This is a genomic window from Bradyrhizobium sp. C9 (assembly GCF_002532045.1).
Classification (GTDB): Bacteria; Pseudomonadota; Alphaproteobacteria; order Rhizobiales; family Xanthobacteraceae; genus Bradyrhizobium.
In genome coordinates this window covers 104,822-128,986 of the sequence record NZ_NWTG01000013.1, presented here as the reverse complement: position 1 = coordinate 128,986, position 24,165 = coordinate 104,822, and the positions used below count along the sequence as shown (strand labels likewise).

Annotated in this window: 21 protein-coding genes and 1 tRNA gene; 9 read left to right on the top strand and 13 right to left on the bottom strand. The window is 63.9% G+C overall.

Annotation, left to right across the window (positions count from 1 at the left end; genetic code table 11):
- Window position 1: 1 nt before the first annotated feature.
- From CO675_RS24535 to CO675_RS24510, 6 genes are all read right to left on the bottom strand, one after another.
- Window positions 2-2,041: a DUF2341 domain-containing protein gene (locus CO675_RS24535; RefSeq protein ID WP_097674416.1), complete on the bottom strand. Its 2,040-nt coding sequence runs from the start codon at window positions 2,039-2,041 to the stop codon at window positions 2-4.
- Window positions 2,041-3,735 (bottom strand): ShlB/FhaC/HecB family hemolysin secretion/activation protein, encoded by a 1,695-nt coding sequence (locus CO675_RS24530; protein WP_245452894.1) that lies wholly within the window; start codon window positions 3,733-3,735, stop codon window positions 2,041-2,043. Before CO675_RS24530 ends, CO675_RS24535 begins: the two co-directional genes overlap by 1 nt.
- A gap of 243 nt (window positions 3,736-3,978) precedes the next feature.
- Window positions 3,979-4,962, bottom strand: a complete 984-nt coding sequence (locus CO675_RS24525; protein WP_245452893.1) for a FecR family protein — start codon at window positions 4,960-4,962, stop codon at window positions 3,979-3,981.
- A gap of 463 nt (window positions 4,963-5,425) precedes the next feature.
- Entirely contained in the window at window positions 5,426-5,968 is a 543-nt protein-coding gene (locus tag CO675_RS24520; RefSeq protein WP_097674413.1) for an RNA polymerase sigma factor, read from the bottom strand.
- 204 nt (window positions 5,969-6,172) lie between these two features.
- Window positions 6,173-6,901, bottom strand: a complete 729-nt coding sequence (locus CO675_RS24515) for an energy transducer TonB family protein (RefSeq protein ID WP_097674412.1) — start codon at window positions 6,899-6,901, stop codon at window positions 6,173-6,175.
- Window positions 6,898-7,668, bottom strand: a complete 771-nt coding sequence (locus CO675_RS24510) for an STN domain-containing protein (protein WP_097674411.1) — start codon at window positions 7,666-7,668, stop codon at window positions 6,898-6,900. Before CO675_RS24510 ends, CO675_RS24515 begins: the two co-directional genes overlap by 4 nt.
- A gap of 419 nt (window positions 7,669-8,087) precedes the next feature.
- On the opposite strand from CO675_RS24510, the gene CO675_RS24505 reads away from it, so the two are divergent.
- The 6 genes from CO675_RS24505 (at window position 8,088) to CO675_RS24480 (ending at window position 15,632) form a co-directional block, all read left to right on the top strand.
- Complete coding sequence (locus tag CO675_RS24505) at window positions 8,088-8,795, top strand: TetR/AcrR family transcriptional regulator (RefSeq protein ID WP_198964733.1); 708 nt, start codon at window positions 8,088-8,090, stop codon at window positions 8,793-8,795.
- A 19-nt stretch (window positions 8,796-8,814) separates the two neighbouring features.
- Window positions 8,815-9,786, top strand: a complete 972-nt coding sequence (locus CO675_RS24500) for an ABC transporter permease (RefSeq protein WP_097674409.1) — start codon at window positions 8,815-8,817, stop codon at window positions 9,784-9,786.
- 41 nt (window positions 9,787-9,827) lie between these two features.
- Window positions 9,828-10,844: a sugar ABC transporter substrate-binding protein gene (locus CO675_RS24495; protein WP_097674408.1), complete on the top strand. Its 1,017-nt coding sequence runs from the start codon at window positions 9,828-9,830 to the stop codon at window positions 10,842-10,844.
- Window positions 10,845-10,921: 77 nt separating this feature from the next.
- On the top strand, window positions 10,922-13,045 hold the full coding sequence (locus CO675_RS24490; protein ID WP_097674407.1) for an ABC transporter permease: 2,124 nt from the start codon (window positions 10,922-10,924) through the stop codon (window positions 13,043-13,045).
- A complete protein-coding gene (locus tag CO675_RS24485) occupies window positions 13,042-14,139 on the top strand; it encodes an SMP-30/gluconolactonase/LRE family protein (protein WP_198964725.1) in 1,098 nt (365 codons plus the stop codon). The genes CO675_RS24490 and CO675_RS24485 overlap by 4 nt, the downstream gene beginning before the upstream one ends.
- Window positions 14,136-15,632, top strand: coding sequence for a sugar ABC transporter ATP-binding protein (locus tag CO675_RS24480; protein WP_097674405.1), 1,497 nt, complete (start codon window positions 14,136-14,138; stop codon window positions 15,630-15,632). The genes CO675_RS24485 and CO675_RS24480 overlap by 4 nt, the downstream gene beginning before the upstream one ends.
- Window positions 15,633-16,129: 497 nt before the next feature.
- Here CO675_RS24480 and CO675_RS24475 read toward each other — a convergent pair whose 3' ends face one another.
- The 7 genes from CO675_RS24475 to CO675_RS24445 form a co-directional block, all read right to left on the bottom strand.
- The gene (locus CO675_RS24475) at window positions 16,130-16,504 is read right to left on the bottom strand and encodes a hypothetical protein (protein WP_097674404.1); all 375 of its coding nucleotides are present in this window, start codon (window positions 16,502-16,504) and stop codon (window positions 16,130-16,132) included.
- Between the two features lie 186 nt (window positions 16,505-16,690).
- Window positions 16,691-17,629 (bottom strand): phosphatase PAP2 family protein, encoded by a 939-nt coding sequence (locus CO675_RS24470; protein WP_097674403.1) that lies wholly within the window; start codon window positions 17,627-17,629, stop codon window positions 16,691-16,693.
- Between the two features lie 138 nt (window positions 17,630-17,767).
- Complete coding sequence (locus tag CO675_RS24465; RefSeq protein ID WP_245452892.1) at window positions 17,768-18,055, bottom strand: DUF5658 family protein; 288 nt, start codon at window positions 18,053-18,055, stop codon at window positions 17,768-17,770.
- Entirely contained in the window at window positions 18,042-18,842 is an 801-nt protein-coding gene (locus CO675_RS24460) for a sterol desaturase family protein (protein ID WP_097674402.1), read from the bottom strand. The genes CO675_RS24465 and CO675_RS24460 overlap by 14 nt, the downstream gene beginning before the upstream one ends.
- 326 nt (window positions 18,843-19,168) lie before the next feature.
- Window positions 19,169-19,435, bottom strand: a complete 267-nt coding sequence (locus CO675_RS24455; RefSeq protein ID WP_097674401.1) for a hypothetical protein — start codon at window positions 19,433-19,435, stop codon at window positions 19,169-19,171.
- Window positions 19,436-19,628: 193 nt separating this feature from the next.
- Window positions 19,629-19,705, bottom strand: a tRNA-Arg gene (locus CO675_RS24450).
- A 154-nt stretch (window positions 19,706-19,859) separates the two neighbouring features.
- On the bottom strand, window positions 19,860-21,338 hold the full coding sequence (locus CO675_RS24445) for a sensor histidine kinase (RefSeq protein WP_097674400.1): 1,479 nt from the start codon (window positions 21,336-21,338) through the stop codon (window positions 19,860-19,862).
- 364 nt (window positions 21,339-21,702) lie between these two features.
- Here CO675_RS24445 and rpmH point away from each other — a divergent pair, with 364 nt between their 5' ends.
- The 3 genes from rpmH to yidC are packed head-to-tail and all read left to right on the top strand — an operon-like array spanning window position 21,703 to window position 24,143.
- Entirely contained in the window at window positions 21,703-21,837 is a 135-nt protein-coding gene (gene rpmH / locus CO675_RS24440) for a 50S ribosomal protein L34 (protein ID WP_008542748.1), read from the top strand.
- 32 nt (window positions 21,838-21,869) lie between these two features.
- Complete coding sequence (gene rnpA, locus CO675_RS24435) at window positions 21,870-22,250, top strand: ribonuclease P protein component (RefSeq protein WP_097674399.1); 381 nt, start codon at window positions 21,870-21,872, stop codon at window positions 22,248-22,250.
- Window positions 22,251-22,253: 3 nt separating this feature from the next.
- Window positions 22,254-24,143: a membrane protein insertase YidC gene (yidC, locus tag CO675_RS24430; RefSeq protein WP_097674398.1), complete on the top strand. Its 1,890-nt coding sequence runs from the start codon at window positions 22,254-22,256 to the stop codon at window positions 24,141-24,143.
- Window positions 24,144-24,165 lie beyond the last annotated feature (22 nt).

The following is a 24,165-nucleotide window of genomic DNA, read 5'->3' as shown; positions in this document are numbered from 1 at the left end:
GTTACTCCGCGGCGATGCGGTGTTCGATCGGGTCCGGCCGGTCGGCGGAATAGAATTCCGCCATCTTGGTCACGAACTCGTCGACGAAGACCTGAATGTCGTTGGTCAGGTCCTTGATCCGGGAGATCAGGTAGTTGTAGCCGAACAGCGCCGGGATCGCGACACCGAGACCGGCGACGGTTGCGACCAGCGCCGCGGCGATGCCAGGCGCGATCGCGTTGACGTTGACGTCGCCGCTCGCCGCGATCGCCGCGAAGGTGATCATGACGCCGACCACGGTGCCGAGCAGGCCGAGGAACGGTCCGCCGGAGATCGCGATGGTCAGCACCACCATCAGGCGGTTGAGCCGCTGCATCTCCTTGACGACGCCGCTATCAAGCGCCGCGCGGATCGCCGCGATCGAGACCGCCGACAGCACCGGAGCGCGCTGCGAGTTGCTGAAGCGGTGGCGGATTTCCGCCGCGCCGATGTGATAGATGCGATACAGCGACGACGAGCGCATCATCTTGGCGTCGGCCTCGGTGAGGCGCCCGCCCAGCGTCGAGATGTCGTCGGCATCGCCGCGATCCAGCATGGTGAGATCAGCGGCGATCTCGCGGAACCCGTTCATGAACTGGGCATTCGCCTTGGCCTGCTTGCTGAGATACGAGGCCCGATCGAACATCACCACCCAGCTGATCGCGGCCATGATCAGCAGAATGCCGATCACCACCCAGCCGTCGAGCGTCACCGACTTCAGGATCACCGCGAAGTAGCCGGACAGCCAGCTTGCGGTCTCCTCGTCGACGCTGAAGGCGATCAGCTTGGCCTGGTCGGGGCCCTGCCCGATCGCCATCACCTTGATGAGTCCGGCCGGGCGCGCGACCTTGCTGATCTGCAGCTCGTCGATGTCGCCGACAAAGCCGGCCATCGCCGCGGCTACAGCCGCAGGTGCCGCCGCTGCAGCCGCATCCGGCGTCGCCGCAGGCGCGGCGCCACCGTCCGCAGCCGACGCATCAGGGGGCACTGATGGTGTTGCTGCGGACGGGGCCGTCGCAGGCGCGATCGGAGACGCACTGGAGGTCGACGAGTCTCCTCCGATCAGGCCAACGGTATTGAGGGCCGGCAGACTTGCGCTGAGCGCGGCGTAAGATACGCCATCAAGATAGAGCGTGACCTGTCCGTTTCCGGCAACGACGGCGACATGATGCCAGCTGCCGGCCGCCACCGGCGCGCCGGCACTCGAGCGCTGCACGGAGCCCGCATTGGTGACCTCGACAAACGGGCTGCCGTTGTCGACACCGACCACCAGCGCGTTGGCGCCGTCACGCCGGCTGAACAGCGCGGCGTTGGGCTGCAAGGCGGCCGGCTTGATCCAGGCCGACCAGGTCAGCGCGGCACCATCCGGCGACGCCAGCGACGGCGAGGCCGGCACGGTCACCGGCGCACGGCCGTCGAGCCGCAAGCCGGTCCCGATCAGCGAACCGTCCGCCGGCTGGCCGACGCTTTGGGCGTTGTTGGCCCACACCGAGGAATCGATCGCCGGCGTGCCGCGCTCGTTGAAGTGATAGACCGTCAGCGTATCCGGGTCGTAAGTGCCCTTGGGATCGCTGGTCGCGAGAGCTTTCTTGTTGCCGTAATAGAGCCAGATATCGGTCCGCGCGCCCGGCGCGATGTTCGGCACCGCGACCCAGACCAGGCCTTCGCCGAGCAGCGAATCGAACTTCTCGATGTGATGCTTCAGCGGCGTCTTGTCGTCACCGGCGACGAACCGCAGATCGCTGCCGTCGTCCTTCGCCGAGCTGAAGCGAAAGTTGCCGACGTGCAGCCGCACCAGCACCGGCACCCCGCCGATCGGATCCGTGACGTTGGCACCCGAGGCACTGACGTCGACGGTGATCTTCTTGCGCAGCGACCATTCGTCGTTCCACCACGCATTGGCCGGCGCGAGCGACGCCACCAGGGCGACGAGCCCGAGCAACAATGCCGTCGCGACGTTCGCAATGCCTCGGCGCAGCGCCGGCCGGCGCGTGCCCCGCTCGAGAGTAAGACCCATCCCCATCAGAATTCACCCCAGATTCGGAAGTTCACGCGCGGACTGTTTGCGTGCGTGTATTGTTGAGCGACCCCAGGCACTGAAAGCGCGACCATGCCGTTGAAATATTCGAACGTCTTGAATCGCGTGCCGAGGCCGTAGCTCCATGCGACGAACGACGATTGCTGATCAGGCAGTGGCTGCTGGATCGACGCGTAGCCGGCATCGAAGAACGTGAAGAAGCGCCAATCGTTGAAGGTGATGAAGCGTGGCTTGCCGTCGCCGGTTTCGCTCTTGAGCTCGCCTTGCAGCATGCTGCCGACATTGGGCGTGCGCAGCTCGAAATTGGCGACCGCGCCGTTGTCGCCGAGCACCTCGGATTCGAGATAGCCGCGCACGGTATCGAGACCGCCGAGACTGAACTGCTCGCTCGAGACCAGCGGACCGTCGGCAATCTGGCCCTGCACCTTGCCGTAGAGCTGGAAGCCTTCCGGCAGTTCCTGGATATGCGAGACGTCGAGGTTGAGGTGGGTGAAGCTCGGCGAAGCCTTGAAGCGCTTCGCGTCAAACTCGTCCCACGGGCTGCTCAGCGTCCGGATGTTGTAGGTGACGCCGGCGTTGAACTGCGTCGTGAACTTCTCTTCCTGGAACGTCGCCCCATAGGTCGCGACGACGGGATAATAAGTGATCGGCGACGAGAAGCCGTCGGTGCCGAGCTTCACGGTCTGGTCGAAATGCTTGTAGTCCATGCCGACCGACAGCGTATGGAACAGGCCCTCGCGCGTCGGCAGCGTGATCACCGCGCGCTCGCCGATGATCGTGCCGGGGCCGACAACGTTGGTGCCGCCGATCGTCGCGACATTGCTGTTCGACTTGACGCTGTAGAACAGCAAACTGAGCCAATCGGCGTTCGGTATCCGCGCCATGTACGAGCCGGAGAACACCTCGGCGTCGCTCGGGCGTTCCGGCGCGACCTGATATGTGAAGCTCAGGGAATGGCCGAGCTGCCACAGATTGTCGTAATGCACGGTGGCGGAGACGCGGCTCGCCGTGGTGGACGGCGATTGCCGGTTGTTGGCTTCGAGGCTGGCGTGAAACGGCGCCTTGTCCTCGACATTGAGGTCGACGTCGACGGTGCCCGGCGCCACGCCGGCGCGCAGCGCCGGAGTCACGCGACGATCCGGCCACTGGTTGAGCGACACGATGTCCTTGGCGACATCACCGAAATTGGGAACGGTGCCTTCCTTCAGCGAAGGCGCGCTGTCCTTGATCCGGTCGAGATCGAAATAACGCGAGTTCTTCACCCGCAGCCGGCCGACCTTCAGCTCGGTCACCTTGAGGGTGACCACACCGCCCGTCACGTTCTGCTGCGGGACCGCGACGCTGACGGTCTGGAGGCCCTTGTCGTGATACGCCTTCTCCAGCGCGGCCCGCGCCTTCTCGACGTCCTCCGAGGTCTTGTTCGGACCGAGGAAGGGATAGATCGCCTCCTCGATCTCGACCTGCGGCAGCTTATCGGCGCCCTGCACGGCAAAGTCGTCGATGTCGAAGCGCTGCAGCGGCGCCGACGGCTTTTGCGCCGGCGCGTTCGCCTGCGCCGGCTGCTTGTCCGCCGGCGCTGCGGCCGCAGCCGCAGCCGAATCTTTCGCTGCTTCCTTCGCTGCGCGCGCCGGAACGATGGCCGCTACGGAGCCAACCACGGTGAGTGCCGCAGCCGACACGCGCAACCCGAACCGGCATCGCGGACGATGCCCGAATAACCAATGATCTCTTCGACTACGCACAGACGTCCCACTTTACTTCGCGCAGGCGCGCGCCATCGCGACCGGAAGACCGCGATGACGGCGCCTTACTCAGAAGACGTTTGGGCGAACGCAAACCCGCAAAAGAATCTGCGGCGGCGCAAAAGAAATTTTCGGTTTGTTAGGAAATCGAACGCGCGGTGTCGATTCGTTCGACTTTAGTCAACTCATCAGCACCACGCCGCCGGGCAGCGATGTGATCCGCGCGCCGAACAGCTGCTCGACCTGGGCGACGAAATTGTCGAGCTTGTCGACCTGGAATGTGCCGTTGACGAGCCGGCGTTTCAGTTCAGCGCTGGTAATGATGATCTTTCCTGCACGATACCGGTTCACTTCGTCGACGACGCTCGCCAGCGGCCGGTCACGGAAGATCAACAATCCGGTCTGCCAGGCCGCAACCTGCTTGGCGTCGACCGGAAGCGATGCCTGCAGTCCCGCGGACGAGTAGGTGACCTGCTCTGCCTTGCGAAGCTGCACCGAGCGGCCGTCCTGCTCGACGGTGACGATGCCATCGAGGCATGTTACCGAGACGACGCCATCGAGGCAGCGCGCGTTGAAATCGGCCTGCAGCGCACTGATGCGCCCGTCGCGCGCCAGCATCACCAGCGGCGTCGACGACGATCGTCTTGCGACCACCGAGGCCTCGCCCGAAATCAATTCGACCCGCGTTTCGTTCGGCGTGGGCCGCAGCGCCAGGCTGGTCTGGGTGTTCAATTCAACCGATATGTCGGGCGCCAGCATCACCTTGCGCTGCTCGCCCTTTCCAGTCCGGTAGTCGGCCGAGAGCTCTTCGATCGACGGCCACATGTCGAGTGGCGGGCGGATCATCACATAGCCGGCTGCGGCTGCGATCGCACCGCCGAGCACGATGCGGCGCGTCAAGAGGCGTGAGGGCCGGGGCGGCAACGCCACCACGGCGGCTGCGGTGGCCTGCTCGTCGGCGAGTTCCTTTGCCGCGGCGCTGGCGCTGCGGAGCAGCCGGGCAGCTGCCCTGAAGGCACCCTCGTGGTCGGGACTTTGCGCGCGCCAGCGTTGCAATGCGTCGACGTCGGCGCGTGTCGGCTCGCCGGCTTTCAGCCGAACAACCCAGTCAAGCGCCTCATCCAGCAACGGGTCGGGCCCAGAAGTGCGGGTCGGCTCGGTCACGACGGATCGCTCATCACCCTGCTCGCCAAACCTCAACCTCCCGATCGCGTCGAGCACATAGCGAAGGACGCTATATAGACGATTCCGACGGCAGCAGGGCACCGCAATCGGCCGTTGCGCACAACGCAAGCAGAAACATCCGGCAATCGCAGCTTGCGCAGCATCGAGCGCCGGGAGGCGGCGCGATGCTGGCATGCCGGGCCGATCAGGTCTGAACCTGCTTTCAAGCGGCGCAACACTTCCAGCGAACCTTTCCCAGGCACCCAAACGGTCCTTATGAGATCGCTCTCTACCCTATAGACGACGGAAAGCCCGCTATCCCGCAGAACAGAGGTTGAAAATCCTGCAGCCTGTGACCCCTGATTTCAGGTCAAGCGCCTGCAGTTATTGGAAGTCGTTCCCGCAACAAATTTCGACGGCGCGCTGCGCGTGACGGCGCGCGTCGCGGCCGCGTCGAATTCGATCACGAACGGGGACGAGGACCGCCGAGACGACGGATCAGAGTATAATCGAGGCAATCGGCACAATGGCTCAGAGCCAATTTCAAATCGCTTTCCACCGTTCGCAAACTGACGCCGAGGCGGGCCGCCACATCGCTCGGCGTCCGTCCCTCGATCGTAATACTATAGAGCACATCGCGCGGCCGCTGCGGCAATTCGGCCAACGCGCGCTTGAACGCATCGATATCGGAGCGAGCCTCGACGATTCGCGCCGGGCTCGGTCCGTCGTCGCTGACGTCGAGCAATGAATCGATTTCGGCCGCGCTCACGCGGAGATTCTGTGCCTTCTGGCGATCCCGGGCGATGTTGATCGCGATACGGAAGATATAGTCGGCGGGGCTGCGGATCGGCACCGCGTCAGTGACCCGCTCCAGCCGCAGAAACGTCTCGTGCAGGGCTTCGTACGCGAAGTCCGACGATCCCAGACGGCGGGTCAGTTTCTTGACGAGCCCGTCGTAATTATCTGCAAGCTGGCCCCGCAGCCGCACTCGATTGATTTCAGCCACGTTCCGCGGCCTCCCAGACACCAGCCCGATATCCAGATTGAATTGTTCTTGAAGCTGCCCATCTCGTATCGGCCGCGCACAACACATTTATGACGGCAACAAGTCGACACCGAGCGACACGCAAGCTGCGTGCATCGCGGTCCCATCGAAACAAATGAACTGCCGCTTGCGCTTGCGAGGCCGAACGGCACCGCCGCCATCGGATCAGGCCGGGTCGAAGACCAGCGTGATCTGAACATTGAGCCGGTCGGGCAGCGCCGACGGGATCGACGGCAGCGGCTGCGCCCGCCGGATCGCCTCGACCGCGGCCTTGTCGAGCACGGCCTGTCCGGAGCTGGTCTTGACCCAGACCTCGAGCAGGGTGCCGTCCCGCTGCATGGAGAACAGCGTCTCGACCGCCCCGTGCAGCCGACCGAGCCGCGCCGCGTTCGGATAGCGCTGGTAGCGTGCCACATGACGAAGCAGCGCCTGCTGAAATTTCACGGCGACACTGTTGGGCGGCGCATCGGCCGGCGACGGCGTCGGACGCAGGCTCGGCACGGCCGGCTCCGCCGGCATCGGCTCCCGCGCCGGGGCCGCGGTCAGATTGTCGAGCGGCGGATCGGAGCTCTCCAGCGACACCTCGGTCCGGCTCGCGGGCGTCGCGGTTTGCGGCTGCGACATCGGCGCAACCGGAATCGGCGCAGGCGATGGGCTCGGCAGCAACCGAACCTGGACGATCGAGCTCTGCTCCCGGCTCGCCGGTCCAGCCGGCGGCTGCAGCCGGATCCAGTAGATTCCCCCGACGAACAACAGCGCCGCGATCGCCGGCACCAGGAGCAGACGCAGCACCTCTCCCGAGGTCCACGCGCCCGGATCCTCGGGATGAAACAGCAGAGTCATCGGAGTTGCGCCGCGCAACCCATCCGCTCCGCTGGTGTCATAGTCACTCATTGGAACGACTTCACCCGGATCGCGATCCGAACCGGCTGCGAAGCATTCGCCGGCGTGGTTCGGCTCACGGTCAATCCTTGCAGCGCCGCGGTCACGGCTGCATCGCGATTCTGATCGCCGGTGGAGCGCAACAATTGGGTTCGCTGGATCGTGCGCGAGGGATCGATCCACAGATCGACAATGAGCTGATAGCTGCCGCCGCGAGACCCGATATTCTTCTGCAACGCCTTTTGAAGGTCGAGCTGCAGGCTTTCGCTGTAGTCGCGCAGTGCGCCGGTGTCGTTGCCGTCACTGCTCGCCCGCACCTGGAGCGTGCCGAGCGATAGATCCGCGGTCGCAAGTGGGCTCGCCGGCGGACGGTCGGCGCGCACGGCGCGCGAAGCAAGCGTGATGGCATCCGGACGAATGTACTGGACCTTCAGGTCGGTTCCAGTCAGCAGCAAATTCAATGCATCCTCGGGCGTGAGGTTGCCTTCGACCGAGGTCGATTTCCGTCCCGTCGCGGAATTGCTCTCATAGAGCACCTGAACGCCGGTGCGTTCGCCATAGGCCTGCAGCGCGCTCGCAAGCGGCTGGGCCGGGATGTTGAATTCAATCGCTGCAGATGCCGCAACGGTGTCGCGCTGCTGCGCGGCAACCGCGCAGATGCTGCCGATAAGGAGCGCAGCACAAATCCCGAACAGATACCGCGACGTTGCGGAGGCTCCCGGAGCGTCAGCGCTGATCGCAGCCCCCGCGCGTGCACCATGTGATCCAACTGCCGTCATAACCTTGCTTCGGCCCAAAGTGACCGTGGGTGAAATTCGGCCAGCATGTCTGTGCGGGTTGGCCTTCCGGCCAACGAGCCTGCGTTCTTATATCTGGAATGTGACGGCCGTCTAACTGGCAGCACGATCGGCCGAAGTGCCCGGGATTTGTGCTGACCTTTCAGCGCGAAAAGTTCCCGAACCGCGCCGGAGCGGCGCCGGGCTCCAGGCAAGCGACGCGGCGCGGGGCCAAAAAACGAGCGAGCGCTCTCTCAGAAAATTTGATTATCCCCCTTTTCCGAACCGCGGTTCGTGGGCTAGGAATTGAGCAAGGGCGCAAAGCCCGGCCCGGACCGGCAACCAAATGCAATGTCCGGGGACATAGCCAGGGAGGCAACGTGGGTCTCGCGCGTCAGCGGCCGGGGACGAATGCGTTCGCGATGGACGTGCTTTGCGCACGCATCCTCGAACGCCATCGCGATTCCATCCGGGTGCAGAAATCGCATCTCGCCGTTCCGAACCTCACGCGCATCATCGGCGCGACGCTCACGCTTTCCAACAAGCACGGCTTTCATGCCACCACGCTGCGCCAGCTCGCTGAGGCCTCCGGCCTCAGCATGGGCGGCCTCTACACCTATTTCGACAGCAAGCCGACGCTGCTGTCGATGATCCTCGGCGAGGTCGCCGAAACGGCCGCAGAGGTCCTCACCGCGCCGCCCGCCGGCGTGAAGCAGGATGCGCGCAAGCATTTGCACTGGATCATCGCTACCCATGTTCGCATGAGCGAGGCGATGCAGCCCTGGTTCGTGTTCTCCTTCATGGAAGCGAAATCGTTTCCGCCCGCGGAGCGCCAGCGCGCCATCGAGATGGAGGTGATGACCGAGAAGATCATCGCCGATGTCCTGAAGCAGGGCGTCGCCAGCGGGGCGTTCGCCGTCGACCAGGTCACGCTGACGGCCTCGCTGATCAAGCCGCTGTTGCAGGACTGGTACGTCAAGCGCGCGAAGTACCGCAGGCGCGGCACCTCGATCGAGGCCTACATCAACGCCGTCGGCGCCTTCGTCGACGCCGCAGTCGCCGGCAGGACGCGGCCCGGCCGCGTCGCGACCGGCTCCCGCACGAGATCCAGGCCGACGGCGCAGCCATAGCAGCAGGAAGGACGAGGCAATGAAGCGATTGCGGTTCAATCAACAGGAGATCGTCTTCGCCGTATTCGCCGTGCTGTTCCTGGCGTTCTCGATTTTCCTGCGCGGCTTCCTGACGCCGGAAAACATGCTGACGCTGCTGCAGAACGTCGCGGTGCTCGGCATCCTCGGGCTTGCGATGGCGCTGGTCGTGATCGGCCGCGGCATCGACATCTCGCTGATCGCAGCCCTCGCGGTGCCTCCGGGGCTCGTGCTGCAGATGGTGCAGAACGGCCACTCGCTGCCGGCCTCGCTGCTGACCGCCGTGCTACTCACGATCGCGTTCGGCCTGGTCAATGGCTGGCTGATCGCCTACGCCGAGGTCCCTTCGCTGTTTGCGACGCTGGCGACCGGCCTGCTGCTCGCCGGCCTCGGACAGGCCGCGCTGTTTCAGCTCGACGTCGTGCAGTGGAGCGACGGCATGAAGGGATTCGAGCGGCTCGGACAAGGCACCATCGCCGGCATCCCGACCTCGATCGTGATGTTCGCGATCGCCTGCGTGGTGGTCGCCTTCCTGCTACGACAGACGCGCTGGGGCGCCTATATCTACGCGATCGGCGACAATCCCTATGCGGCTCGCGTCACCGGCATCCCCTCGCGGCCGATCATCGTGTTGCAATATGTCGTCGCGGCCCTGATCGGCTGCTTCGCGGGCTTGGTGATGGCGGCGTCGGTCAACTCGATGCCGACCCGGGTCTTCAATTCGACCCTGATCTACGACGTCATTCTCGTCGTCGTGCTCGGCGGCATCGGCCTGTCGGGCGGCCGCGGCGGCGTGCTCAACGTCATCATCGGAACGCTGCTGATCGGCACCATGCTGAACGGGATGACCATCATGGACATCTCCTACGCCGGACAAAACCTCGTCAAAGGTGTCGTCCTGCTTCTCGCCGTCATTACGGACTCATTCCTGAATCCGCGCAACGAAGAAACGGCACAGCAGGGCGACATCTGAACCAAGTCAAAGAACGATCAATCACGACCAAGGAGGAAGCAATGAAATACGCTGTCAGGACTGCCAAGGTGATCGCCGCAACGCTCGGGCTCGCGGCCATCGCCGCCCCGGCTCTGGCCCAGCAGGGCCTCGACGAGCCGTTCCAGAAGCCGTTCAAGGAGGCCCTTGCCGGCAAGACGGTGGCCTACGTTCCGGTCGCCATGAACTTCGACCTCACCGAAGGCTGGTACGCCGGCATGAAGAAGGAGCTAGAGCCCCTCGGCGTCAAGTTCGAGATCCGCGATCCCAACTGGAACACCAATGCCGGCGCGCAGGCGGTGACCTCGTTGATCTCGGAGAAGCCGGCCGTGATGGTGATCCACAATCCGGACGTGCAGACCTACGCCAAGCTGCTGCAGCGCGCCGAGAACGAGGGCATCTACGTCATCCAGATCAACATGGGATCGGCCTATCGCTCTTCGGCCTTCGTCGGCGCCAACTGGATCGAGATCGGCGAGAAGGACACTGAAGCCGTGGTCAAGGCGTGCCAGGGCAAGTCGAACAAGATCGCCATCGTGCAGGGCGCGCTTTCGGCCGCGGCCAGCGCCTACACGCTCAAGGGCGTCGAGAACGTGCTTGCCAAGCATCCGGAAATCAAAGTGGTCTCGAGCCAGGCCGCGGACTGGGATGCCGCAAAGGCCAAGGCGATCACCCAGACGGTGCTGAAGCAGAATCCCGATCTGTGCGGCATCGTCGGCTTCTGGGACGGCATGGACATCGGCACCGCGGCCGCGGTGAAGGAAGCCGGCCTGACCGGCAAGGTGTTCGTCGCCACCTCCGGCGGCGGCGAGCGCAAGGGCGCCTGCGAGCTCGTGAAGTCCGGCGCCTTCGACCTCAACCTGAGCTACGACGTGCCGACCCAGGCCGCGCAGATGGCAGGCACCATCAAATGGCTGCTGTCGTCCGGTGCCAAGGCCGGCTCGATCAAGGGTTCGGAATACACCACCCTGATTCCGATAACCAAGGAGAACGCGGACAGCCAGACCGCGTGCTGGAATCTCAGTGACCTGAAGAAGTAGCCCGGCCACATCCGCTTGACGTCCCGGGCGCGCTCCGCCCGGGACGTCAATCTCCCGAAATCGAACGCCTTGCTGGAATGCCGATGCGCGATACCCTGACGAGCCTGCGTTACCGCTATTGGCCGGATCATCTCCTCGGCGAGATCCTGTCCAAGCGTTGGACCGAGACCGCTATTCCGGTGATCCTGCTCTTGATCGTCGGCTTTGCGCTCAGCCGCTCCATCGATCATTTCCTGTCGCCGGCGAGCCTTGCCGACACCGCGCGGCAGGCCGGCGAGATCGGCTTCATCGGGCTCGGCATGGCGCTGGTGGTCATCGTCGGCGGCATCGATCTGTCGGTCGGCTCGATCTTCGCGCTGACGGATTTCTGCGCGCTCTATCTGCTCGACGTGCTGAACTGGCCGGTGCCTGCGGTGGTGGTCGCCACCCTCGCCTGCGGCGCGCTGCTCGGCGCCGTCAACGGCGTCCTGATCGGATACTTGAGGCTACGCGCCTTCATCACCACGCTGATCACCTTGATCATCTACCGCTCGGCGTTCGACCTCCTGATCCAACGCTACTCCAATTCGATCGCCGCGGCCTTCCCCGATATCCCGTCCTGGAATTTCATCGGCGGCGGCGACGTGTTCGGCATTCCGAGCGTCGCGCTGGTTTACATCGCGATCGCGATCTTCGGCCATATCTTCATGACGCGGCTGCGCCCGGGCTGGCACATCACCGCGATCGGCGGCTCGCGCCGCTCGGCCTACAATTCCGGCATTCCGGTTCGCCGCACCATCGCGCTCTGTTACGTCGCGAGCGGCGTGCTCACCAGCATCGCCGCGCTGTTCTTCGCAGCCAGGCTCGGCACCGTCGGCGGCGACATCGGCGTCGGCCTCGAGGTGATCGTGCTGACCGCGACCGTGCTCGGCGGCATCACGCTCGGCGGTGGCAAGGGCTCGGTCGCCAAATCGCTGGTCGGCGTGCTGATCGTGCTCCTGATCACCAACGGCCTCACTACGCTCAATGCCCGCGGCGGCATCAACCGCATGGCGCTCGCAGGCATCCTGCTGGTCGCCGCGATGGTCGACATCCGCTGGCAGAAGAACCGCACCCGCATCATCAGCAAGGTCTATGTCGCGCCGACCTATCACGCATTGCCGCCGCCCCCGGCCACCGAGATCGGCCAGGGCGGTCCGTTCGAGCAGAACGACAAGCTGCGCGACGTCGAATTGATCGGCCTCGGCCGCATCGAGGCGCCGGAAGACGTGATCCTCGATCGCAACAACAATCTCTACGCCGGCTCGCGCCATGGCGACATCATGCGCTTCTTCGCGCCCGACTATCAGCGCATGGAGGTGTTCGCCCATATCGGCGGTCAGCCGCTCGGCATGGCGTTCGACCGGCAGGACAATCTCTATGTCTGCATCGGCGGCATGGGCCTGTACCGGATCGCGCCCGACGGCACCGTCGAGAAGGCGACCGACGAGACCAATCGCAGCATGCATTCGGTCAATGACGACAGCCGCCTGCGGCTCGCCGACGACCTCGACATCACCGACGACGGCCTGATCTTCTTCTCGGAAGCCACCGTGCGCTACGAGATGGACGAATGGCCGATCGACGGCCTCGAGGCGCGCGGCAACGGCCGCATCATCTGCTACGACACCAAGACCGGCGCCACCCATACGGCGCTGCGCGGCCTCAAATTCCCCAACGGCATCTGCGTCGCCAGCGACGGCCAGTCGATCCTGTTCGCCGAAACCTTCGGCTGCTCGATCAAGCGGCTGTGGTTCGCGGGGCCGAAGAAGGGCCAGGTCGAGGTGGTGATGGACAATCTGCCGGGCTATCCCGACAACATCAACCTCGCCTCCGACGGCAATTACTGGCTGGCGCTGGTCGGCATGCGCAGCCCCTCGCTCGATCTCGCCTGGAAGATGCCGGGCTTCCGCCGCCGCATGGCCAAGCGCGTCCCGGTCGACGAATGGCTGTTCCCGAACATCAACACCGGCTGCGTCGTCAAGTTCAACGAGCAGGGCAAGATCCTCGAATCCTTCTGGGACCTGCGCGGCGAGAACCACCCGATGATCACCTCGATGCGCGAGCATCGCGGCTATCTCTATCTCGGCGGCATCATGAACAACCGGATCGGTCGTTACAAGCTCGACAACGCGGATCCGAACTACGTGCAGTATGACAAGCGCTGGGGGAAAGCGTCGTGATCGCGGCCGTCAGGGATTTCGCCAACCGCTTCCTCGGCCGCGGCGAGGCCACCATCACCGTGCCGTCGTTCGACGGCGCGCTCAAGCCGAACCAGAAGCTGGAGGCCGCGACCACCTTGCTGGAGTGCGAGGCGCTCGAGGATCTCGCAACCGACGGCCGCAACCTCTATGTCGCCGACGGCCGGCGTCTCCTCCGCCTCGACGGCAGCACCGCGAGCGAGCTGCGCAGCTTCGAGCGGCCGATCTCGGCGCTGTGTGCGCTCGCCGACGGCCGCATCGCGGTCGCGCTCGGCGGCCGCGAGGTGCGCCTCTATGCCAATCCTTCATCGGGCGAGCCTGATGTGACGTTCAGCGACGCCGCCTTCAATGCGATCAACGCATTGTCGCCGGCGGACGATGGAGCCTTGATCGCAACCGACGGCTCGACAAGTTGCGGCGTCGACGATTGGGCGCGCGACCTGATGGAGCTCAACCGGAGCGGCCGTGTGTTCCGGCTCGATCCCAAGTCACGCTCGGTGAAGCCGCTGGCCTCGAAGCTCGGCTACGCCTTCGGCGCCTGCGCGCGCGGCGATGGCGTCCTGGTCAGCGAGAGCTGGCGGCATCGTCTCGTGCTTGTGGCGGATGGCAGGCCGCCGCAGATCGTGCTCGGCCACCTGCCGGTCTATCCGTCGCGGCTGTCGAAGGCCACGGGCGGCGGCTATTGGCTCACCGCATTCACCGCACGCACCCAGCTGATCGAATTCGTGCTGCGCGAGCCGGCCTACCGACGCCGCATGATGGCCGAGATCGATCCGGCCTATTGGGTGGCGCCGCGGCTGCGCTCGGGCTTCTCGTTCAAGGAGCCGATGCAGGGCGCGCACATCAAGACCATGGGCGTGATCAAGCCGTGGGCGCCGCCGCGTTCCTACGGCCTCGTGATCCGGCTCGGCGAAGACGGCAAGCCGCTTTATTCGCTGCATAGCCGGGTCGACGGCGTCAATCACGGCGTCGTCGCAGCGCTCGAGCTGGGCAGCGACCTCGTGCTGATCGCCAAGGGACCGGGCCGCGTGCTGAAACTGCCCCTCGCCGGGCTTGCCGAGGAGACAGGCTCATGAGCGACACCGTGCTGTCCCTGCACAAGGCTACCAAGCTCTACGCCGGCGTGCCCGCCATCGAGGGCGTCGACTTCGACCTGCGCCGCGGCGAGATCCATGCGCTGGTCGGCGAGAACGGCGCCGGCAAGTCGACGCTGACCAAGGTGATGGCCGGCGTCGTGACCTTGACCTCGGGCAGCATGACGGTCGACGGCTCCGACGTCGCCCCGCGCACGCCGCTCGAGGCCCGCAATCTCGGCATCGCCATGGTGTTCCAGGAGAACAGCCTGGTGCCGACCATGACCGTGGCGCAAAACCTGTTTCTCGGGCAGGAGAAGTTCTACAACCGGCTGCGCGGCATCTACATCGCCGCCCAGCAGTTCCTGCAGTCGCTCAATTTCGACGTGACGCCGACGGCGACCGTGAGCGGGCTCGGCGCGGCCAAGAAGCAGATGGTGGAGATCGCGCGCGCGGTCCTGCACAAGGCCAAGGTCATCATCTTCGACGAGCCGACCGCATCGCTGACGCCGGAAGAGAAGAAATATTTCTTCGACCTCGTTCGCGATCTCAAGAAGCGCGGCGTTTCGATCGTCTTCATCTCGCATGCGCTGGAAGAGGCCCTGCTGCTCGCCGACCGCATCACCGTGCTGCGCGACGGCAAGCACGTCGTCACCGACGATGCGGCGAAATTCGATCGCGCCGCGATCGTGCAGGCGATGGTCGGACGCGACCTCTCCAACACGCTGTACGGCGCCAGGAAGGCCAGCGTCCGGCCCGCCGGCGCACGCGTGCTTACGGTGCAGAATCTCAAGATGGCGCCGATGGTGAAGAACAATTCGCTGTCGGTGTTTGCCGGGCAGATCACCGGCGTGTTCGGCCTGGTCGGCGCAGGCCGCACCGAGACTTTCAAGATCGTATCCGGCGTGTTGAAGCGCGACTTCTTCCACGGCGGCGAGATCCTGCTGCATGACAAGCCGGTGCGTTACCGGGTGCCGGCGCCGGCGGTGAAGGCCGGCATCGCCTATGTGACCGAGGATCGCAAGGTCGAGGGCTTCTTCGAGACCGCCTCGATCGCCCGCAACATCTATCTCGGGCTGCTCTCGAAATTTCCCGCCGGCCGGATGATGCTGTCGCGGCGCGAGACCAACACGGTGGGCAAGAGCTGGACCCAGCGGCTGAAGGTCCGCGCCATCGGCGACGAGGCCAGGGTGGTCGAGCTTTCAGGCGGCAACCAGCAGAAGGTCGTGATCGCCAAGTCGCTGGTGCAGGAGCCCGAACTGATCATCTTCGACGAGCCGACCCGCGGCGTCGACGTCGGCGCCATTGTCGAGATCCACGAGCTGATCAATCAGCTCGCCGATGAGGGCAAGGCGGTGGTGGTGATCTCATCCTATCTGCCCGAGATCATGGCCCTCTCCGACCGCATCCTGGTCTCGCGCCAGGGCAAGGTGGTCGAGGAATTCTCCGCGCTCGAGGCCACCGAGGAGAAGATCATGTACGCGGCGATTCATTGACGCCGCTCTACACATGCATTACGGCCGGCTCGCCACGCCGGCGCCCTTGCGCGGAGCCGGCGTATCAAGCTGCGTTTGCGGCCCGCCTTGCAACATCTAACGCACAGCAATTGGCAGACGCGCTCGCGCGTCACGCGGGTGGTTGGCCTTCAGAGCAATATGCGACGTTGGGTTCAACATGCTTCGCCACCTAATCTCTGTCCGATCGCAGTGGCGTCGTCGGACGCCTGTAATCAATAATGTTCAAAGCCGATGACCTGTCGCCGCATGGCTCACCGCGCGGTGCGCCTGTCCGGCGATCACTGTCATCATTCAAGCAAATCGAGAGTCTTGACCTCGATTGCGCAACCAGGGCGCTCGCCCTGCGGCAACCCTTCAACTTCACGCCGGAGCCGTCAAGAAATTCAACTTGTGGAGGTTAATGCGCGAACCGAACGTCGGTCCGTGACATCCGCGTGACCGCACGAGCTGACAACGGCAGGTCGTCCGGTCACATGCTACTTGGGACCGATGGTTCCGGTCACCTTCAGTCGCGCCGACCTCACCCAACCCGACACGTCATTGCCCGTCCCCGGATTGAGGTACATCACCGACGACCAGCCGTCATCGGTTTGCGCATAGGCGACGAGCTCGTCATTTGGAATCACGAACACGCCGCCGATCGGGCAGTGAAGATTCGGCGCCGAGTAGAATTGCAGCCGTCCCTTACCTGTCACCACATTGGCGAGCGGCGGCGACAGCATCGGGACGCGGTTGGTGCCCACCCGCGGCTCCTTGCAGCTCGACGGCGTCTGCGCGTGGACGGTCGCACCCAGGCCCCCCAGGGTCAGGGCACTGCCGACGATGCAGGCGAGCACGGTTCTATCCGACATCACTCGATCTCCCGACCGCTGGACGCGATCATTTGTCATTCCAGAGTGTTTGTCGCCGGAAAAGGCGGCCAGGTTCTGTAAGCGAGAGCGATTTTGAGCGAAGTGGACGCCGGATCGCGAGAAGAAAACGCATCAAAACCAGGAATCTAGAGCTTCGGTTCTGAGTCGATCAGAACCGAAGATGCGCTAGGACGAAAGTTTGCGCTCCCGCAACACGAGCATGGCCGCAGGCACGGTGGCCAGTCCGACGACAATATCGCTCAGATGGTGACCGCCGGCGGTCAGCGCCGATACGATGATCAGAATGTTGAGCGGGAGAAAGACGGCGAACAGGAAAGTGCCCCGGCTCGTCAGGATGAGGATCAGCGCAAGCGCGGCATGGAACGAGGGGAACTGAATGATGCCGTTGATCCTGGACAGATCGATGACCTTCGTGGATCCATCGCGGATCGCATAGAAGTCGGACAGATAATAGGCGCTTGTCAAATGCGACACACCGTAATGCGCCCAGGCCCCCTCCGCCGGCAGCACCATCGACAGAGGAAGGATCATCAGCAAGGTGGTCACAAAGAGCCAGGCGAGTTCTCTTGCCCTTTCGAGCTTACCGATCGTGTTCAGCACAACCAGCAGGACGCCGAACTGAATGAAGAGCGTATCGTAGATGATATCGAGCGCCCAACCGATGCTCGGATGCTCCAGCTTCACCCAGTTGAAGAATGCGAGCCAATCGAAGCCGAGCGCGGAATCGGTCGCGGCGAGAGCGTTGTCGACCAGAGGGAATGCGGCGGACGCGGCAAGATAGCTGAGAACGGTTCCGACATTGGTGAACGCGACCAGTTGCGCGCAGGTGAGGGCAAATGACGCGATACGTCTGTTGGGCCTGATCCTGGTGTAGACCACATTGAGGCCGACCAACGCCACGAAGCCGACGACGATCACAGGGTTGAATGAGACCCAAAGTCCCGACAGAACGAGCCCCGCGGCTGCAACTCCGGTGAGCGCGGCAATGATGATCCACAGGCTCCTGGCCTCTGCGGCTTCAGAATATGGGTGAGGGAACACGCGCGCGGCCCGTGCCGAAACCGGGCCGGGCGCACAAGGTTGCACCTCGTCAATACTACCCATGGAGAAACTCTTATCGTTCTAGAATACCCGAACTGATGTCCCGCGCCGCGCGCGGTTCTGCTTCATTGGACTTGCAGCAAGATGCGCCGGACAACACAAGTGCTTCGCCGGGTCCGGCAATGAGACGAAGCGGCCGGCTCAGTTCGCACCCGCGATGATGACGAGATTATTCAGGACCGGCGTACAGCAGAAGGCGACGACGAGAGCGATGTTGTAAACGTTGTTGCTGCGCCAGAGTAACCACGTCAAGACAAACGTGAGACCGAGCTTGGGGACCAGCCACCATACGCCGAACCATGTCTGTGCCAGGTGCATGAACGGGTTCAACTCGCCCAACCCGAGAGTCAAAATCACATTGGTCGACGCGAGGTCGGCGTACCCCAGCAGCAAGGCGAAGAACAGCAAGAGGCCTTTAACCCAGTTCATTCTTTGACTCCCCATGCCGAAGATGCCGGATCGGCCAGATCACGCTGTTGATGATGTCCACCCGTTCGGCCGGCACGAGTCCTGTCGCAGGATACTCGTCCGGCTTCGGCACCCACGCCGTGCCGAACAGAATGTCCAGGAGCGGAAAGAAGGCAGCAAAGTTCTTGTCCCGATGCTCGGGATGCACCGAGTGATGGATCCGGTGCCATTGCGGGTTGTTGATCCATGTCACGAAGCGGCCGAGCGGGATGCGGACGTTGAGATGCGCGCACGCATCGGGGACGAAGAAGATAAATCCCGCGGCAATTGCCATATCGGGCGGGACCCGAAACAGGATCGCCAGGATTGGAAGAAAGGCGTCAGACAGCACTCTCTCCAGCCAGAAATGTCGGCCGGCGGTAATGAACGTCAGGGCATTCGCGCTGTGATGGAACGAGTGCATCGCCCAAAGGAACGGGATCGCGTGCTGAAGACGATGGAACGTGTACTTGTAGAGATCGAGTGCAACCACGACGAACGCGAGAGAGGCGTACCACCAGTAACCCTCGGTCGGTAACTTGATCCAGCCAAGCCCGGTATAGCTCGCGATGATGCCCACGCTGATGGCCGCGATCGGAGCGAGCAGGTTCTCCAATCCGATGCTCACGATGACAGCTAACCAATCATCACGAAACTCGGAGCCGGGAACGTCTGCAATCGGCCACCACGTCTCGAGGATGCGTGTGCTGTAAACGACACCCAGATACACCGCCGCCAGGAAAATGGCGTCTGAGATCTCACTCGACATGAGAGATGACCCGCCGGTTCAAATGGACGGACAAAATGAATAAAACGTTCTGTCGCCTATAGCCTAAAAGGACTTATTTTTTCTCAACGGTCGGACGAGCGCAAGCAGGGTTTCTACGGGATGGCCCTCGCCATCACCCGCGTCGACGGCGTTCGCAAATCGGCAATGTCGAGGCCTTTTGGCTGTCCAAGCGTGCGATCGAGTTCGATGACAGCCGCATGCTGCTGCGCAGATAAGCGAGGGCGGAGGCAGCCGTTGCACACCTCACATATGAGAAAGCCCGCGACGTGGTCGCGGGCTTTCTGGAGTTGGATCAGCGGAGTCGATCAGTGCAACGCGCGGTCCGTCCGGACCGAAGCCCGGGCGGTCGTGATCTTGCTTCGCGGCGTCAGAACACTGAGCTGATGCGGAGTTGCCGACGTCGCGGCTACCGGCGCCTGCTCGTGGACGTTGGCGGCGCCAAGCACACCAGCCTGCACCGGCGAGATCGGCAGGCCCGCGGCCTCGAAAGTCGGACGCTCCGCAGCGGATGCGATCGTCGCGCTCGCGATTGCGAGGGTGGCGGCTACGATGGACAGAGAAATCTTGGTCACTTGGAGGCTCCTCGATAGAACTCGAGCAGCACAGGTAGACGCTGTTTGTTGCAATGCAATAAAATCATACTGCGTCGCACAAGTATTTGATCGTCGCGACCAGCCCGGTGCCGGCGGTCAACGGCGCCGCTCTCGCTCCGGCCGGGAGCGAGCGCGACAAGCGACGCAAAACTTCAATGAAAACAATGCCAAATGGCGCGCCCGGAACGATTCGAACGTCCGACCCTCAGATTCGTAGTCTGATGCTCTATCCAGCTGAGCTACGGGCGCATTTTCGCAGGTGGGCCTGAGGCCCGCACGGTTCCGGGAGCCCCGGAACGTCGCGAAAGAGCGCTCTAGCTACAGGCTCCGGGTCCGGTTGGCAAGGTCTGGAAGCGGCAATTTCGGCCGCCGTTTTCGCCGCCCGGATGACCGGGGGACGGCCTCAGGCCCTCGCCCGTTCGCTGCGGATCGACAGCAGTTCCACCGGGCGATCCGGGATCGAGATCTGGAACGTGGCGCCGATGGTGCCCTCGACCAGATGGATATGGCCGCCATGGGCGCGGATCAGCTCGGCGGCGATCGCAAGGCCGAGGCCGCTGCCGCCGGGGCGGCCGGAGGTCTGGAACGCCTCGAACAGGTGCTCGCGCGCCTTGGCCGGAACGCCGGGGCCGGTGTCGGAGACCTCGATGATCGCAACCGTCCCCTCGCGGCGGCCGGTGATGCGGATCTGCTGCGCACCGCCATCGCTGTCCTGCCGGCTTTCCAGGGCCTGCGTCGCATTGCGCACCAAATTGAGCAGCACACGGAACAGCTGATCCGGATCGGCGTCGATGGTGAGGCCGCGCTCGATCGCGCTGATCCAGGTGATGGAGACATCGGTGGCAAGCCCGGCCGATTCCCGCACCTCGGCAACCGCAGGCTCCACCATGATCACGCGGCGGTCGGGCGCCGCCTCCTGCGCGCGGCCATAGGACAAGGTCGACTGGCAGAACGCGATGGCGCGCTCCAGCGAGCGCAGCAGTTTCGGCGCGAAGCGCTGCACCCGCGGGTCGGGCACGCTGGCGAGCTGATCCGACAGCAGTTGCGAGGACGCCAGCAGATTGCGCAAATCGTGATTGATCTTGGAGACGGCGAGCCCGAGCGCGGCGAGCCGGCTTTTCTGATGCAGCATCGAGACCAGGTCGCGCTGCATGTCCGACAGTTCGCGCTCGGCGACGCCGATCTCGTCGCCGCGCTGGCTTGGCACGATGATTCGCGCCGAACTCTCCGGATTCTCGTGGAAGCCGACCAGGCTCGCGGTCAGCCGCCGCATCGGGCGGACGAACAGATAATGCAGCGCCAGATAGACCAGGCCGGCGGTCAGGCCGGCGATCAGCAGCGCGACCACCAGCACGTTGCGCGAGAAGCGGTACATCGCCTGCCGCAGCGGTTTCTCGTCGATCACGACCTCGATGAATTGCGCCTGGCCCGGCGCAGGTCCGACCACGCGGATGGTCTGGTCACCGTGTTCGAGCATGATCTCGAAGGCATCGACGATCGCGGACCACACCGTCATGGCCCGCATGTCGACATCATGGTCGATCGCGGCCGGCAGGTCGGCGCTGGCGAGCAGGCGGCGCTGCTGGCCTAGCTTGATGGCAACCGCACGGGCGCCGATGCTGGTCAGGATCTGCCGGGCCAGCGAATCCGGCACCAGGCCGGACGGGGCGGCATCGAGCACCAGCGCCGCGGTGTTGGCGGCCGCCAGGCGGTCATTGAGCCGGTTCATCCGGAAGTTGGCGATGGCCGGCACGTAGATCAGGAGCCCGGCGATCATCACCAGCGGGATCGTCAGCAGCAAAAGCTTGCCCGAGAGCCCGAGCCGAAGGGGCGGCTTGGGCCGCTGCTTCTGCGCGGTCGCCTGATCGTCAGTTAGAGCCACAAGATAAGGCCTTGTTTGGCTGAGGGGTCGGAAGATGCGGTCCGGCCCCCAAGCCGGTCAAATTACGGATCGCTAATGTCGGCGGTTCCCCGAACGCCCCAAAGCGTACCCTTACCGTCAAATACCCCGCGAAATCAGATATATTCGCCCCAATTGCGACGTTTCAAAGAACCCTCTTTGCGACGCCCTGTGACATTGACGAAAACAGGGCGCTCCCTTATAAGCCGCGCCAACTGTCCGCGATGGCCCGGTTCTTGACCGGGGGCGGCTCTTTGGGGCCGTAAATGGCTCGTTTGAGCCCGCCAGCATCACCGGATTCCATCTCAATATAACGGCAAATTGCCCGGTCAGCGGAGAATTACCCGTGAAGCGGACTTATCAACCCAGCAAACTGGTGCGCAAGCGCCGTCACGGCTTCCGCGCCCGTCTCGCCACGGCCGGCGGCCGCAAGGTCCTCGCTGCGCGCCGCGCGCGTGGCCGCAAGCGCCTGAGCGCCTGAGCCCGGACGTCTCCTCTCCGGAGATACCCATTATGGATCGGCTGAGGCAGCGGGCGGATTTCCTCGCCGTTGCCAATGGCGCACGGGCGAATACCGCAGCTTTTGTGCTGCAGGGCCGCCGTCGCGACGATCAGGGCCCGATCCGCATCGGCTATACCGTCACCAAGAAGAACGGCACCGCGACCGAGCGCAACCGCATCCGCCGCCGGCTTCGCGAAGTGATAAGACGGGTCGATGCCGTATTCATGCGGCCGCACCATGATTATGTGCTAGTCGGCCGTCGTGACGCGCTGACCCGCGACTTTGCGACCATGATTGACGACCTGCGGTCGGCGCTGCGCCGCCTCGACCGGCCTGCGCAAAAGGCGGGTAACAAAAGCGCGCCCAATCCGAATGGAATGACGAGACCCTAAGAGATGTCCGACAACCGCAATACGATCATCGCCGTCATTCTGTCGGGCCTCGTCCTGATCGCCTGGCAATACTTCTACAACGTGCCGCAGATGGAGAAGCAGCGCGAGGCGCAGCGCCAGGCCGAGCTGCTGAAACCGGCGCCGCAGGCGACTCCCGGTGCTGCTGCTGGCGCCACTCCGGGAAGCGCAACGACGCCCTCCCCGGCACCGGGCAGGCCTGCTGCCGACGCTCCGGTGGCGAGCCGCGAGACGGCGCTCGCGGCCGGCCCGCGCATCAAGATCGAGAGCCCGCGCATCATCGGCAGCATCGCGCTGAAGGGTGCCCGGATCGACGATCTGTCGCTGGTCCAGTTCCGCGAGACGGTCGACCCCAAGTCACCGGCCATCGTGCTGCTGTCGCCGTCGGGCACCGCCGAGCCTTATTATGCCGAGTTCCTGTGGCTGACCGCCAACGGCTCGTCGGTAAAGACGCCGGACGCCGAAACCGTCTGGGAGCAGGAGGGGTCGAACAGCCTGTCGCCGAGCACCCCGGTGGTTCTGAAATACGAGAACGGCCAGGGCCTGACCTTCCGCCGCACCATCTCGATCGACGATCGCTACCTCTTCAGCATCAAGGACGAGGTCATCAATCAAGGCAGCGCGCCAGTGACGCTGTACCCGTTCGGGCTGATCTCGCGCGGCGGCAAGCCGCCGGTCTCAGGCTACGCGATCCTGCATGAAGGCCTGATCGGCTATCTCGGCGAACAAGGTCTGCAGGAATACACCTACAAGAACATCGACGACAGCAAGATCCCGACCGGCGAGGACTCGCGTGGCGTCAAGTTTGACAACGTGACCAACGCCTGGCTCGGCATTACCGACAAATACTGGGCGACAGCCCTTTTGCCGGACACCAACGCCACACTGCAAACGGCCCGTCTTACCAACGACCAGGCTTCCGATCCGCGCGCCAAACGCTATCGGGCCGACTACATGCTCGGCGCGCAGACCATTCCGATCGGGGGCACCGGCGTTGCCCATGCGCGGCTGTTCGCCGGCGCGAAGGAGGCCGCGACCGTCGGCCTCAACTTCCCGCTGGTCGGCTTCGGCGGCTACAACAAGCAGCTCGGCCTCAACCATTTCGATCTGCTGATCGATTGGGGCCATTTCTACTTCATCACCAAGCCGATGTTCCTGGCGCTCGACTGGTTCTATCGCCTGGTCGGCAATTTCGGCATCGCGATCCTCCTGGTGACCGTGATCGTGAAGCTGTTGTTCTTCCCGCTCGCCAACAAGTCCTACGCCTCGATGGCGAAGATGAAGTCAGTGCAGCCGCAGCTTCAGGCGCTGAAGGAACGCTATCCTGACGACCGCGTGAAGCAGCAGCAGGAGATGATGGAGATCTACAAGAAGGAGAAGATCAACCCGATCGCCGGTTGTCTTCCCGTCGCGTTGCAGATCCCGGTGTTCTTCTCGCTCTACAAGGTGCTGTTCATCACCATCGAAATGCGGCACGCGCCGTTCTTCGGCTGGATCAAGGACCTCTCGGCGCCCGATCCGACCAATCTGTTCACGCTGTTCGGGCTGATCCCGTTCGATCCGATCGCGCTGCTCGGACCGCATTTCGGCGCCTATCTGGTGATGGGTATCTGGCCGATCATCATGGGCATCACGATGTGGGTGCAGATGAAGCTCAACCCGGCGCCGCCGGATCCGACCCAGAAGATCATCTTCGACTGGATGCCGCTGATCTTCACCTTCATGCTGGCCGGCTTCCCGGCGGGTCTCGTGATCTACTGGGCGTGGAACAACACCCTCTCGGTGCTGCAGCAGAGCTTCATCATGCGCAAGAACGGCGTGAAGGTGGAGTTATTCGACAATCTGAAGTCGACCTTCGCCAAGAAGCCGACGTAGCTTCCTGCGCCCGATCTATCAT

Coding starts and splice junctions, on each gene's coding strand:
- CO675_RS24460 (WP_097674402.1), bottom strand. CDS start 18,842: ATGTCGAGTGAGATCTCAGACGCCATTTTCCTGGCGGCGGTGTATCTG.
- CO675_RS24510 (WP_097674411.1), bottom strand. CDS start 7,668: ATGACGGCAGTTGGATCACATGGTGCACGCGCGGGGGCTGCGATCAGC.
- CO675_RS24515 (WP_097674412.1), bottom strand. CDS start 6,901: ATGAGTGACTATGACACCAGCGGAGCGGATGGGTTGCGCGGCGCAACT.
- CO675_RS24490 (WP_097674407.1), top strand. CDS start 10,922: ATGCCGATGCGCGATACCCTGACGAGCCTGCGTTACCGCTATTGGCCG.
- CO675_RS24480 (WP_097674405.1), top strand. CDS start 14,136: ATGAGCGACACCGTGCTGTCCCTGCACAAGGCTACCAAGCTCTACGCC.
- CO675_RS24505 (WP_198964733.1), top strand. CDS start 8,088: ATGGACGTGCTTTGCGCACGCATCCTCGAACGCCATCGCGATTCCATC.
- rnpA (WP_097674399.1), top strand. CDS start 21,870: ATGGATCGGCTGAGGCAGCGGGCGGATTTCCTCGCCGTTGCCAATGGC.
- yidC (WP_097674398.1), top strand. CDS start 22,254: ATGTCCGACAACCGCAATACGATCATCGCCGTCATTCTGTCGGGCCTC.
- CO675_RS24500 (WP_097674409.1), top strand. CDS start 8,815: ATGAAGCGATTGCGGTTCAATCAACAGGAGATCGTCTTCGCCGTATTC.
- CO675_RS24475 (WP_097674404.1), bottom strand. CDS start 16,504: ATGTCGGATAGAACCGTGCTCGCCTGCATCGTCGGCAGTGCCCTGACC.
- CO675_RS24470 (WP_097674403.1), bottom strand. CDS start 17,629: ATGGGTAGTATTGACGAGGTGCAACCTTGTGCGCCCGGCCCGGTTTCG.
- CO675_RS24495 (WP_097674408.1), top strand. CDS start 9,828: ATGAAATACGCTGTCAGGACTGCCAAGGTGATCGCCGCAACGCTCGGG.
- CO675_RS24465 (WP_245452892.1), bottom strand. CDS start 18,055: ATGAACTGGGTTAAAGGCCTCTTGCTGTTCTTCGCCTTGCTGCTGGGG.
- CO675_RS24535 (WP_097674416.1), bottom strand. CDS start 2,041: ATGGGGATGGGTCTTACTCTCGAGCGGGGCACGCGCCGGCCGGCGCTG.